Genomic DNA, 11,888 nt, shown 5'->3' with positions numbered 1-11,888 from the left:
TCTGGAGGGCCCATCAATGGATCGACGCATTACCGGCACGACACGCGTCATCGTGCATCTCGCCTACCCATCCCGCCATCTGCGCACGCCCACCTATTTCAATGCCTACTGCACGAAAAAGGGCATCGATGCCGTTCTCGTGCCTTGGCAGGTCGCGCCGGAAAACCTTTCCGACGCTTTCGCGGGCCTGCGCCGCATCGAGAGCCTTGCGGGTGTGATCGTGACGATCCCCCACAAGACAAGCGTTGCTGGTCTGTGCGACAGCCGTTCCGAAACGGCCGACTTTCTCGGTGTCGCCAATGTCGCGCGGCGCATGCCCGATGGCCGCTTCCACGGCGAGATGTTCGACGGCGCCGGTTTCGTGCAGGGTCTCCTGCGTGAAGGGCATATCATCCACGGGCGCAAAGCCCTTCTCGTTGGTGCGGGCGGCGCGGCAACAGGGATAGCCGAAGCGCTGGTGCGCGGCGGCGTCGATCGTCTTGCCATCGCCAATCGCTCCCTCGAAAAGGCTGAAGAACTCGCAGTACGGCTTCGCAACGCTTTTCGAGGCCGCGACATCGTTGCCGCACCGGCCGATGCGCGTGGCTTCGACCTTGTCGTCAACGGCACCTCGCTTGGCATGAAGCCGGGAGACGCCCTGCCCGTCGATCCCGACACGCTGGAAGCGGGAACGCTGGTGGCTGAGGTCGTGATGGAACCCGACGTCACGCCTCTGCTGCGGCTGGCGGAGGAACGGGGGTGCATGGCCCACAAGGGTGTGCATATGATCACCGGTCAGATCGAGTTACTGGCTGGATTTCTGCTGGATGAGCCGGGCGCCTGAGCGCCCGGTAACGGTTCAGGTCCGCTTCGTTTCACCGCTGACGTTCTGCAGCAGGACGGCGAAGACGATGATGACGCCCTTGATGATCTGCTGCGGATAGGCTGGCACCGACAGAAGGTTCATGATGTTGCCGATAAGGCCAAGGATGAGCACGCCGATCATCGTATTGACCACCGAACCCTTGCCGCCCGACAACAAGGCACCGCCGATCACACAGGCCGCGATAGCATCGAGCTCCAGGCCGAACCCCGTATTGGCCGTGCCGACGGCGGTGCGCGCTGTCGCCACCACGCCGGCAAGCGCCGACAATCCGCCCGCGATGACATAGACGAGGAACTTGTAGCGAGCGACGGGAATGCCGGCGAGGCGCACGGCGACCTCGTTCGAACCCGTGGCGACGACGAGACGGCCGAACTTGCTTTGTGCCATCAGCGTCACGAACAGAACGATGAAGCCGAGCGCCATCAAAACAGGCCACGGCATGCCGATCCCCGGCACTGCGCTGTTGCCGAAAGCGCGCATGAGATCCGCCGCACCTGCATCTCGCGGAAATCGCACGGGTTGGCCGTTCGACACCATAAACGCGATGCCGCGTGCAACCGTCATCATGGCGAGCGATGCGATGAAAGGCGCCATACGGAAGACTGCGACGAGCACCCCCGTCACCGCGCCGAGCAAAGCGCCGGCGGCAACGGCTGCGACGATGCCGGCAAGCAAGCCGATTGCAGCCTGATCCGGCAGATAGGGCAACAGCATGGCGATGACCATCGCACCGATCGCCGCCAGCGCTCCCACCGAAAGGTCGATACCGCCGGTCAGGATCACCAGAAGCATGCCGATGGAAACAAGCGCCAGCGGCACGAGTTGGCGCAGCAGGTTCCACAGATTCTGCGACGTCAGGAACACATCCGACAGCAGTGCGGAGGCAACGACCAGCAGCGCCAGCATGAGGAAGATGTTGTAGCGTATCAAAAACGTGGCGATGCCGGTTTTCTTCTGCATGAGGGTCACGCCTCCGTTCCCATGGCGAGGTCGATGATGGCCTCCTCGCTGATCTGATGTTTCTGAAGTTCGCCGGCGACCTGTCCCTGGCGCATGACGATGACCCGGTCCGACATGCCGATCACCTCCAGCATATCCGAGGAGACCATGACGACGGCCGCACCCGCCTCGGCGAGTTCGTTCATGACGCGGTAGATTTCGATCTTGGCACCAACGTCAACGCCGCGTGTCGGCTCGTCGAAGATAAGCACGCGGCACTTTGCGGCGATCCATTTCATGATCGCCACCTTCTGCTGGTTACCGCCGGAAAGCGTTCCGGCCGAAATGTCTATGCCAGCTGACTTCAACCGGAGTGACTGGGCGATCTCCTCGACGGCGGCGATTTCCTCGCGATTGCGGATAAAGCCCAGGGCCGAGATGAAGGGATTGACCGGCGTCATCATGGCGTTGACGCGGATCGGCTGGTCTAGCAGCACGCCCTGGTGCTTGCGGTCTTCCGGGAGCATACCGATACCATTGGCGACTGCCTGGCCCGGCGATGCGTTGACGATCTCCCGGCCGGCAAGCCTAATGCGGCCCGATTGGATCGGATCGGCACCGAAGACGGCGCGCATGGTTTCCGTGCGCCCCGCTCCCACGAGACCGCTTATGCCGAGCACCTCGCCCGCCCGGACGGAGAACGAGACGTCGCGCACCATTGGTCCGGCATTGAGGCCATCTACCTCCAGCAGCGCTTCGCCGATCACGGCGTTGCGCGGCGGGAAAAGGTCGGAGAGTTCACGGCCGATCATGTGGCGGACAAGGCTCTTCTGATTGATCGCTTCGATCGGCCAGCTGCCGACCGTCTGCCCGTCCTTCAGCACTGTGACCCGATCGCAAAGCGTGAAAATTTCCTCCAGTCGGTGCGAGATGTAGAGGATGCACACGCCGCGCTGGCGCAGCATGCGGATGAGACGGAAAAGCTTCTCGGACTCGTGGTGTGTCAGGACGGCGGTCGGCTCGTCGAAAACCAGGATCGTGCTTTCGCGTGACAGCGCCTTGCAGATTTCCACGACTTGCTGGTAGGCGACCGGAATCTCGCCGGCGGGCTGCATCGGGTCGATATCCTCGAAGCCCATATCGGCCAGCAGCGCGCGAGTACGGCGAACCATATCGGCCCACTGCACGCGCAAGCCCGGCCGGCCCAGCTCTTCGATCAGCACGTTCTCCGCGACGGAGAGATGCCCGGCCAAAGAAAACTCCTGGTAGATGACCGATATGCCCTTGGCGATCGCATCGTGCGGCGAGGTAATATCGGCAGGTTTCCCGTCGAGGTGGATTTCGCCGGCATCCCGCCGATAGGCGCCGGCAAGCACTTTCATCAAAGTGGACTTACCCGCTCCGTTCTCTCCCATGAGGCCATGCACCTCACCGCCGAACGCCTCGATGCTGGCACCCTGGAGGGCGGCAACACCGCCGAAGGCCTTGTCGATCTGCAACATTGAAAGATGCATCTGCTTCTCCTCCCGAAGGGCACCGCCGGTTCCCGGCGATGCCCTGCACAGTTCAACCGCGGATCTGAGAGATCGTGCGGAAGGGCGGAACCTCATACTTGAAGAACGGATTCGCCTGGTCGGGATCGATGAGACCCTCGACATTGTCCTTGGTGATGATCTCGGCCGGGAAATAGGAGCCGAGCGGCAGGTCGTTGGCGTCGAACCCCTTGCGGAAGATCTCGTTGATCAGCACCATCACGCCCTCACCCGTGGCGCGCCCACTGTTGGCGCCCGTCACGAGAAGGTCGCCACTCTTGACGAGATCAAGTGCGACGCGGAAGCCGTCAGCAGCCGCAGCGACCGGAATCTGGCCCTTCTTGCCGATGTTCTCGATCGCGGTCAGCGCGCCGATACCCATGAAGTCGTTTTCGGCGAGGATCAGATTGATGCGGCGGCCATGACCGGCAAGGAGGTCTTCGGCACCCTTGAGGCCGCCCTCTTCTGTCCAGCCGCCCGGCTGGATGCCGACGACTTCAAATTGGCCCTCCGACCATTTGAACGAACCGCCGGTCTTCAACTCCTGAAACAGGTTGAAGCCCTTCAGCATCGCATCCTCGCGGCTGAGGCCGAGATTGAACTGGTTCGAGCGTTCGAAAACAATACCCGACAGAAGTCCGGTGATGCGGCTTTCGGAGGTGGAGTTACCCAGCGTACCAATCGTGACGCCGGAGACGATCGAGACCTCCTTGCCGACATTCTTGGCGGCATAGATGCCGGCCTCGAAGCCATTGCCGAAGGGATTGGCAAGAACGGTCGTGACGAACGGCCCGGACGCATCCGGCACCGTGCCGAGCGCGATCACCGGGATACCGGCATCGACGGCACGCTGGGCGTCCGTCGCCGCGCCGACCACATCGGTCGGATCGACCACGATCACGTCGACGCCCTTGGTGATGAAGGAATCGAAATGCGCCGAGGTCTTCGAAGGATCGCCATCTGCCACCTGGACGTCGATGGTGTATCCACCATACTCGGCCGCCTTGCGCTTGGCCGCCTCAACGACTTCGACGAACCAGGCATTGCCCAGCGTGATTTCGGTCCAGCCGATCACGATGTTCTTCGGGTCCTTTGGTGTCTTGGGCAGCGCCTTGGCGATATCGGCGCGATCCGCCATCTGCGGATCGATCACACCCGACAGCGCAGTATTCGGCATGTGCGAATAAAGTTCATGCTTGTCTCCGGCGAGAACCGGGCCAGACAAAGCCGTGAACAACAACGCCGCAGAAATGAATTTTCCATAGGTCTTCATATGCACTCCTCCTCCTGAATGGGCCGGCGACACTCCCTCGCAAGCCTCTCTTAAATACATGATATATCTTTCATTCCGGCGCAGTTCTGCCGGCACGATCCTCCGTCAGCCGATGGCCTTCAGCACCAGTTCCTCGATGCCCTTCTCATCGAGCTTGTAATGGGCATAGAGATGGGTCGGCGGCGCGATCAGCGCATATTCGTCGTGGATACCGTGACGGATGAGCCGCTTGCCGACCCCCTCGTCCGCCAGCACTTCGGCAACGGCGGCACCAAGACCACCAATGATGTTGTGCTCCTCAATGCTCATCAGCAGCTTCGAACGGGACGCCGCTTCGAGGATGGCATCGCGGTCGATCGGCTTGACCGTCGCCATGTCGATGACGCCGACAGAGCGGCCGGCCGCATTGAGGCGCTTGGCAACCTGAACGGCGGGATGCACCGGCAGGCCACAAGCGATGATCGTCAACTCCTCGCCGCGCGTATGTTCAATCGCCTTGCCGAAGACGAAATCGGCCTTGGGGTCATAGAGGTCGGGTTCACGCCCGCGCCCGGTGCGAAAATAGATTGGACGGTCATGATCGACGCTGGCCCGGATCGCCGCTTCCAGCTGCGGACCATCGGTCGGGGACACCACGGTCAGATCGGCGATCGACCGCATCGTGCCGATGTCTTCCGTCGCATGGTGCGAGGTTCCGTAAAAGCCCATGGAAATGCCAGTGTGATGTCCGATGAGTCGAACCGGCAAGGCGCAGTAGGCGACATCCATTCGGATCTGCTCGCAGGTGAGCAGCCCGAGAAAAGAGGCAAAAGTGGCGACATAGGGCATCATGCCCGTTGTCGCGATGCCCGCTGCCGCCGACACCATGTTCTGCTCGGAAATACCGAAGCCGACATAGCGATCCGGATAACGCGCCGCAAAGCGGTTGAGCCCATTCGAATACTGCAGATCGGCCGAACCTGCCATGACGGGGTACCCCGCCTCCGCCAAGGAAATAAGCCCGTTCGAAAGGTGGTCGAGACCGGGATTCTTCTGGTTCAGTTCGCGATAGTGCCAGGAATTTGGCGACTGGGGACGTGCAAGCGCATGGCTCATGTCAGATAACCTTCGAGAGAATTTCGGCGCGGGCGGCTTCGGCATCGCTCGGATCGAGATAGCCGAGATGCCAGCCAGGTTCGGTTTCCATGTAGCCGACACCCTTGCCCTTGATTGTGCGAGCGATGATGCAGCAGGGCCGAGTGCGGGCCTCGTCCGCCTTCGCCCGACGCAGCGCCGCCGTCAGTTCGCCTATGTCGTGGCCATCGACGACATGCACCTCCCAACCGAAGGCGCGCCATTTCTCGTCAAGCGGCTCGATGCCCATGACATCGTCCACCGCGCCATCCAGCTGGTAACCATTGCGATCGACAATCGCGACCAGGCGGGATAGCTTGTGATGCGCCGCGCCGAGCGCCGCCTCCCAAACCTGCCCCTCCTGCATTTCGCCATCCCCGAGCATGACGAACGTTGTGAACGAACGGTCCTGCATGCGCCCGGCAAGCGCCATGCCGAGACCATTCGACAAGGCATGGCCGATAGAGCCGGAAGAGAAATCGACGCCGGCCACCTTGCGCATGTCGGGATGGTCGCCGAGCGGATTGCCGAGGCGGGTGTAACCGTTCAGCAGGTCGGCCGAGAGATAGCCGAGATCAGCGAGGATGGGAAAGAGCCCGACGGCGGCATGGCCCTTGCCCATAAGGAAGCGGTCACGATCGGCCCATTTCGGATCGTCACCAAGGCGCATCACATCATAATAGAGCGCTGCGAAAATCTCCGCCGCCGAAAAGACAGACGTGTAGTGACCCACTTTGGCGATCTCGATCAAACGGATCGTTTCCAGCCGCACGAACTGCGCCCGATCGCGAAGCCGCGCGATGGTCGCCTCGTCCGGGCGGTAATCGTTTCTCAGTGCCGAATTCACTCTAAATCCTCCCTGCCATTGCCGCCGGATGGGCAGCAACATTCACTTGCCGGATGCGATTTAACATCATATATCATATATGTCACGCACAAATTTAGGGAGGAGAGCATGACCCTTCAACTGTCGAAATCCGACATTCTCGGCATTCGCAGCCGCCTCGCCATCAAAGGCCAGGCGTTTATTTACGGTCGCTTCGTGGATGCGGCTTCTGGAGAAACCTTCGACAACATCTCGCCGCGCGATGGCCAGGTGATCGCCAAGGTGGCAGCCTGCGATACGGTAGATGTCGACATTGCGGTTAAGGCTGCCCGCAAAGCCTTCGAAGCCGGCGTCTGGCGTGATCGTTCGCCAAAGGAGCGCAAGAAGGTGCTCCAACGGTTCGCCGCGTTGTTCGAAAAGCATATGGACGAGCTGGCGGTTCTGGAAACGCTCGACATGGGCAAACCGATCACAGAAAGCCGCACCATCGACGTCAACGTCGTGCTCGACACGCTGCAATGGTATGCTGAGTGCCCCGACAAACTTTATGACGAGATCGCTCCGACCGGCCCGAATCAGCTCGCAACCATCACCCGCGAACCGGTGGGCGTCGTCGGCGCCGTCGTGCCATGGAACTTTCCGATGCTGATGGCCTCATGGAAGCTTGCGCCGGCGCTCGCCATGGGCAACTCCGTCATCCTGAAGCCTGCCGAACAGTCACCGCTGACAGCCATACGCATGGCGGAACTGGCGGCGGAAGCGGGCATCCCCGATGGCGTCTTCAATGTCGTGCCAGGCTTCGGCCCGACGGCCGGCAAAGCGATGGGCCTGCATATGGACATCGATTGCCTCGCCTTTACCGGCTCGGGCGAAGTGGGCAAACTCTTCCTGCAATATGCCGGCCAGTCGAACATGAAGCGCGTCTTCCTGGAATGCGGCGGCAAGTCACCGAACATTATTCTGGACGACGTGCCGGAACTGCGCGTCGCGGCCGAACGAGCTGCCACCGCGATCTGCTTCAATCAGGGCGAAGTTTGCGTTGCGCCGTCGCGCCTGATCCTGTCGGAACGTATTCATGACCAGTTCCTCGAGATCGTTGTCGACACCGCCAAGTCGATTCGGCCGGGCGATCCGCTCGATCCCGAGACGAAACTGGGTGCTCTTGTCGAGGACGGACACCGCTCGCGTGTTGAAGGCTATATCGCCAAGGGCCAGGAGGAAGGAGCGCGCCTTGTGCTGGGCGGCAACCGGCCGGAAACCGGTCTCGGCGGCTACTACGTCAACCCGACCATCTTCGCCGACGTCAAGAACTCGATGACGATCGCCAGGGAAGAGATCTTTGGCCCCGTCCTGTCGGCCATCACGGTGAAGGACGACGAGGAAGCCGTGCGGGTCGCCAACGACACCAGCTACGGGCTTGCAGCCGCGGTGTGGACCCGCGACCTCTCCCGCGCCCACAAAATATCGCGAAAGCTGCGCGCCGGCAGTGTCTGGGTCAACTGCTACGACCACGGCGATGTCACGGTACCCTTCGGCGGCTTCAAGCAGTCCGGCAACGGGCGCGACAAGTCGCTTCACGCACTCGACAAGTACACCGAATTGAAGACGACCTGGATCGAACTCTAAGCCATCTGGAAGGCGGCTCTTGCCGCCTTCCCTTTCGGACGGGAAACCATGAGCACTCAGACGAACTACCAGATCACCCTGCCAACGCGCGTACACTTCGGCCCCGGCTCCATTGCGGCCCTGCCGCAGGAAGCCGCCAAGCTCGGCCGAAGACTGTTTCTTCTCATCGACCCTTTTCTAAAAGGCACACCTCTTGAAGGCAGAATCGTCGGGGAACTTGCCGCCGCCGGCATGAAAACCCGCCTATGGCACGATATCGTGCCCAATCCACGCGCTGCGACGTGTGATGCGGCTGCAGCCGAGGCACGGCTCTGGCAGGCCGACGCGATTATCGCGATCGGTGGCGGCTCGACTATCGATGCAGCAAAAGCCGTTTCCCTCGCTACGACGAACGGCGGCCCCGTCTGGGATTTCACCTCCCGCACCAACGCCGAGATAGGGCAGCTGGAGAAACGCGGACTGCCTCTCATCGCCGTGCCGACCAATGCCGGAACCGGTGCGGAAATTACGCCCTTCGCTGTGCTCTCCAATCCCGAGCTCAAGTTGAAGGCGACGATCATCCACCCATATTGCTATCCTGACGTGGCGCTGATCGATCCCGGCCTGCACCTCAGCAAGCCCCCGCGGCTCACAGCATCGACCGGCATCGATACGTTCCTGCATGCGTTCGAGGGCTATATCGGCACCCGGCCGAACGCCTGGACAGATCTTTTCTCGATCCGCGCCATGGAGCTTGTTGCCACCTACCTGCCAATCGCCTGCGCCGATCCGTCAAACATCGAAGCACGCACACGCATGGCCGAGGCCTGCTACATGGCCGGCGTCACACTCGGCAATGTTGGCGTCGGAATACCGCATGCGCTCGGTCAGGCGCTCGGCGCACTCAAGGATACGCCACACGGCGAAAGCTGCGCAGCTTTCCTCGTTTCCACCGTGCGCTGGACACTTCCGGAGGCCAATGCACCGCTTGCGCGCGTCGCTACGATCTTCCGTCCGGACCTTGTCAACTTGGCTGAGACCGAACGAGCCAATACGCTTCCGGAGGTTCTGCAGGCCTTCTTTGCATCCATCGGCCTGTCGGGGAGACTCGGCGCGCTCGGCCTTCCGCGGAGCGATACCGAAACTCTGGTGGCAATCGCGATGACCAACTATGGGCAGGATGTCGCCTGTTCACTCAGGCCAGCGGGTCGTGACGACCTCCGGTCCATTGTGCTTGCGAGTTTTTGAACCATCAACGGGTGGTCAAACCGCCCGTTTTTTCTCCAGCCAATCAACAAGCACCTTACCCCAAGTGATGTCCTCCTGCATCGCAGCTCTCGCTCCCGCCGCATCCCGCTTGGCCAGCGCGCGCAGGAGGTCGTAGTGTTTGTGCGCACCGCTCGTCAGATCCCTGACGGGCACTGTGATATGGAACGTCCTCAGCAGCGGCCCCATCAGCGTCCACATGTTCTCCACGGTCGCGAAGACGAGCGGCATACCGGCGGCGGCAACGACGGAGAAATGAAACTGCCTGTTGATCAGCGAAGCTTCCTGCGGGTTCTGTCCTGCGGCCACGCGGAAAGCCTCCTGCAGCCTTTCCAGATTGGCAAGCTCCTTTGGGGTGATGCGTTCGGCGGCGAGCGCAGCCGCTTCGCTTTCTAGATGATAGCGAATGAACTGGATCTCGCGCAGTTCACCTGGCGCTAGGTTCCGCACATGGATTGCCGTGGCCGCCTTCATCTCCAGGGCATGCTCGCTGACGAGGCGAAAGATCGCTTCGCGTACCGGCGTGATGGAAACGCCCAACTCGTCAGCGAGGCTGCTGATGCGCAGCCGTTCACCCGGTTCGTATCGACCGTCCATTAGCGTTTCGCGGATCGCCGTATAAACCTGTTCGGAAAGGTTGCCGCGGTCCAGTTTGCTCAAGCTCGTCATAAGGCACCTCCCTTTGGGTCAGCATATCAGGCATTGCTCGGCGGCAGCGGGTCAATGCCGCGGATCAAGTCCGACGCTTTTTCACCGATCATAATCGCCGGTGCGTTGGTATTGCCCGAAATCAATGTGGGCATGATTGAATTGTCCACAATTCTGAGATTTCTCAAGCCCCTCACACGCAATTGTGGGTCTACGACCGCCATCTCATCCGTTCCCATGCGGCATGTTCCCACTGGATGATACACTGTCTTGCCCTTGGAGCGGATATAGGACTGCAAGGTCGCTTCGTCTTCAACATCCGAACCGGGAAAGGCTTCCGTCTTCTCGACAAAAGGCGCGAAGGCGGATTGCGCAAGGATTTCGCGTGCAAGCCGAAGGCCCTTGACGGAGAGGCGCATGTCTTCCGGATGACTTAGATAGCGTGGATCGATCACCGGATGATCGGCCGGATTTGTCGAACGCAAGCGAATTTCGCCTCGGCTCGATGGCCGCAGCACACAAGGATTAATCGTCGCCCCTGCCCGCTTTATCTGCTCCTGGTCACTATCCTGGAACACGATCGGCACGAAGTGCAGCTGCACGTTCGGCTCCTCCTCCATGTCATCGACATTGACGAAGGCGCAGGCCTCCGTGACATTCGACATGACCGGTCCCGACTTGAACAGAAGGTATTGAACACCGTTACGGACCGAGCGGAGGAACGTATCCTCGCCAAAATAGCCATAGCGCCCGGTGCAGTAGCGGATCGCTGGAAATTCGAGATGGTCCTGAAGATTTTGGCCGACCCCCTCAAGCCGGTGATGGACGGAGATGTTATGGCGCTTTAGCTCCCCCTCCGGCCCCACGCCTGAAAGCATCAGCAATTTCGGTGTCTGCACCGCCCCCGCAGAGAGGATAACCTCCTTCTGCGCGCGGATCGTTCGAAGCACACCGTCCTGCTGGTACTCGACCCCGACCGCGCGGTCGCCTTCGAATAGAATACGGGTGACGAAACAACCGGTCTGGATGTCGAGATTTCCGCTTGCGAGCGCAGGTCGCAAGTAGGCGACCGCGGCGCTGCAGCGTCGTGCATTGCGCGTTGTGGTTTGATTATAACCGACGCCACGCTGGCGGCGGCCGTTGAAGTCGGGTGTGAAGGGGATACCCGCCTCCTGGGCACTGCGTACGAAGGCTCGCGTCAATTCGTTGATCTGCCGGAGATCGGAAACCCCAAGTGGACCACTCGTGCCATGATAGGCATCGGAAAAACGGTCATTGTCCTCGGCGCGCCGGAAATAGGGAAGCACTTCCGAATAAGACCAGCCTTCTGCCCCAAGCGACGACCAGGTGTCATAATCACCACGCTGTCCGCGAATATAGATCGTCGCATTGACCGAGCCGCCCCCGCCCAGAACAGCCCCTTGCGGCATGATTGGTGCGCGTCCCTCAAGGCCGGCCTGCTTTTCGGTCTTGTAGTGGTAGAGCAGCTTCGAATCGAGCAGCTTCACGAAACCTGCCGGGATATGGATCAGCGGGTGACGGTCGCGCGGCCCCCCTTCGAGCACTGTCACCTTTCCCGAATTCGACATAGCCAACCGCCCGGCCAGCGCGCTGCCGGCCGATCCTCCGCCCACAATCACATAGTCCGTCAAAACATCCTCCCATACGCGTTTTCATGACGTGCTTGCTGCTCAGGCAATACCACCAAGGCAGACATATTTGATCTCGGTGAACTCCTCGATGCCGTAGCGCGAGCCTTCGCGGCCGAGGCCGGAGAGTTTCACACCGCCGAATGGCGCTTCCGCCGTGGAGATCAGGCCG

General features: G+C 61.0%; 11 protein-coding genes. 3 read left to right on the top strand and 8 right to left on the bottom strand.

Annotated features, from left to right (window positions below; genetic code table 11):
• The first annotated feature begins 16 nt into the window (after nt 1-16).
• Nucleotides 17-823: a shikimate dehydrogenase gene (locus MUO32_RS25340; protein ID WP_257951153.1), complete on the top strand. Its 807-nt coding sequence runs from the start codon at nt 17-19 to the stop codon at nt 821-823.
• A gap of 15 nt (nt 824-838) precedes the next feature.
• On the opposite strand, the gene MUO32_RS25335 is transcribed toward MUO32_RS25340, so the two are convergent.
• The 5 genes from MUO32_RS25335 to MUO32_RS25315 all read right to left on the bottom strand — a co-directional run bounded on the left by MUO32_RS25335 (nt 839) and on the right by MUO32_RS25315 (nt 6,569).
• Nucleotides 839-1,825 (bottom strand): ABC transporter permease, encoded by a 987-nt coding sequence (locus MUO32_RS25335; protein WP_257951152.1) that lies wholly within the window; start codon nt 1,823-1,825, stop codon nt 839-841.
• Nucleotides 1,826-1,830: 5 nt separating this feature from the next.
• Nucleotides 1,831-3,318, bottom strand: a complete 1,488-nt coding sequence (locus MUO32_RS25330; RefSeq protein WP_257951151.1) for a sugar ABC transporter ATP-binding protein — start codon at nt 3,316-3,318, stop codon at nt 1,831-1,833.
• Nucleotides 3,319-3,370: 52 nt separating this feature from the next.
• Nucleotides 3,371-4,609 carry a sugar ABC transporter substrate-binding protein gene (locus MUO32_RS25325; protein WP_257951150.1) on the bottom strand — a complete coding sequence of 413 codons (1,239 nt, stop codon included), beginning with the start codon at nt 4,607-4,609 and terminating at the stop codon, nt 3,371-3,373.
• 105 nt (nt 4,610-4,714) lie between these two features.
• Nucleotides 4,715-5,704, bottom strand: a complete 990-nt coding sequence (locus MUO32_RS25320; protein WP_257951149.1) for a transketolase family protein — start codon at nt 5,702-5,704, stop codon at nt 4,715-4,717.
• Nucleotide 5,705: 1 nt separating this feature from the next.
• Complete coding sequence (locus MUO32_RS25315; protein WP_257951148.1) at nt 5,706-6,569, bottom strand: transketolase; 864 nt, start codon at nt 6,567-6,569, stop codon at nt 5,706-5,708.
• A gap of 108 nt (nt 6,570-6,677) precedes the next feature.
• Here MUO32_RS25315 and MUO32_RS25310 point away from each other — a divergent pair, with 108 nt between their 5' ends.
• A complete protein-coding gene (locus tag MUO32_RS25310) occupies nt 6,678-8,174 on the top strand; it encodes an aldehyde dehydrogenase (protein WP_257951147.1) in 1,497 nt (498 codons plus the stop codon).
• Between the two features lie 48 nt (nt 8,175-8,222).
• Nucleotides 8,223-9,401, top strand: coding sequence for an iron-containing alcohol dehydrogenase family protein (locus tag MUO32_RS25305; RefSeq protein ID WP_257951146.1), 1,179 nt, complete (start codon nt 8,223-8,225; stop codon nt 9,399-9,401).
• A 15-nt stretch (nt 9,402-9,416) separates the two neighbouring features.
• Here the strand turns inward: MUO32_RS25305 and MUO32_RS25300 are convergent, their stop codons facing one another.
• The 3 genes from MUO32_RS25300 to MUO32_RS25290 all read right to left on the bottom strand — a co-directional run.
• Complete coding sequence (locus MUO32_RS25300) at nt 9,417-10,088, bottom strand: GntR family transcriptional regulator (RefSeq protein ID WP_257951145.1); 672 nt, start codon at nt 10,086-10,088, stop codon at nt 9,417-9,419.
• Between the two features lie 26 nt (nt 10,089-10,114).
• Nucleotides 10,115-11,719, bottom strand: coding sequence for a GMC family oxidoreductase (locus MUO32_RS25295; RefSeq protein ID WP_257951144.1), 1,605 nt, complete (start codon nt 11,717-11,719; stop codon nt 10,115-10,117).
• 39 nt (nt 11,720-11,758) lie between these two features.
• The coding region (locus MUO32_RS25290; protein ID WP_257951265.1) for an aldehyde dehydrogenase family protein at nt 11,759-11,888 on the bottom strand (130 nt) is incomplete at its 5' end.

Source organism: Shinella sp. CPCC 101442 (genome assembly GCF_024704725.1).
Taxonomy (GTDB): Bacteria; Pseudomonadota; Alphaproteobacteria; order Rhizobiales; family Rhizobiaceae; genus Shinella.
This window is presented reverse-complemented; position numbering and strand designations above follow the sequence as displayed.

What these genes read in the sequence shown, in the direction of transcription:
- MUO32_RS25340 (WP_257951153.1), top strand. Translation starts at nt 17, where the DNA reads ATGGATCGACGCATTACCGGCACGACACGCGTCATCGTGCATCTCGCC.
- MUO32_RS25335 (WP_257951152.1), bottom strand. Translation starts at nt 1,825, where the DNA reads ATGCAGAAGAAAACCGGCATCGCCACGTTTTTGATACGCTACAACATC.
- MUO32_RS25330 (WP_257951151.1), bottom strand. Translation starts at nt 3,318, where the DNA reads ATGCATCTTTCAATGTTGCAGATCGACAAGGCCTTCGGCGGTGTTGCC.
- MUO32_RS25325 (WP_257951150.1), bottom strand. Translation starts at nt 4,609, where the DNA reads ATGAAGACCTATGGAAAATTCATTTCTGCGGCGTTGTTGTTCACGGCT.
- MUO32_RS25320 (WP_257951149.1), bottom strand. Translation starts at nt 5,704, where the DNA reads ATGAGCCATGCGCTTGCACGTCCCCAGTCGCCAAATTCCTGGCACTAT.
- MUO32_RS25310 (WP_257951147.1), top strand. Translation starts at nt 6,678, where the DNA reads ATGACCCTTCAACTGTCGAAATCCGACATTCTCGGCATTCGCAGCCGC.
- MUO32_RS25305 (WP_257951146.1), top strand. Translation starts at nt 8,223, where the DNA reads ATGAGCACTCAGACGAACTACCAGATCACCCTGCCAACGCGCGTACAC.
- MUO32_RS25300 (WP_257951145.1), bottom strand. Translation starts at nt 10,088, where the DNA reads ATGACGAGCTTGAGCAAACTGGACCGCGGCAACCTTTCCGAACAGGTT.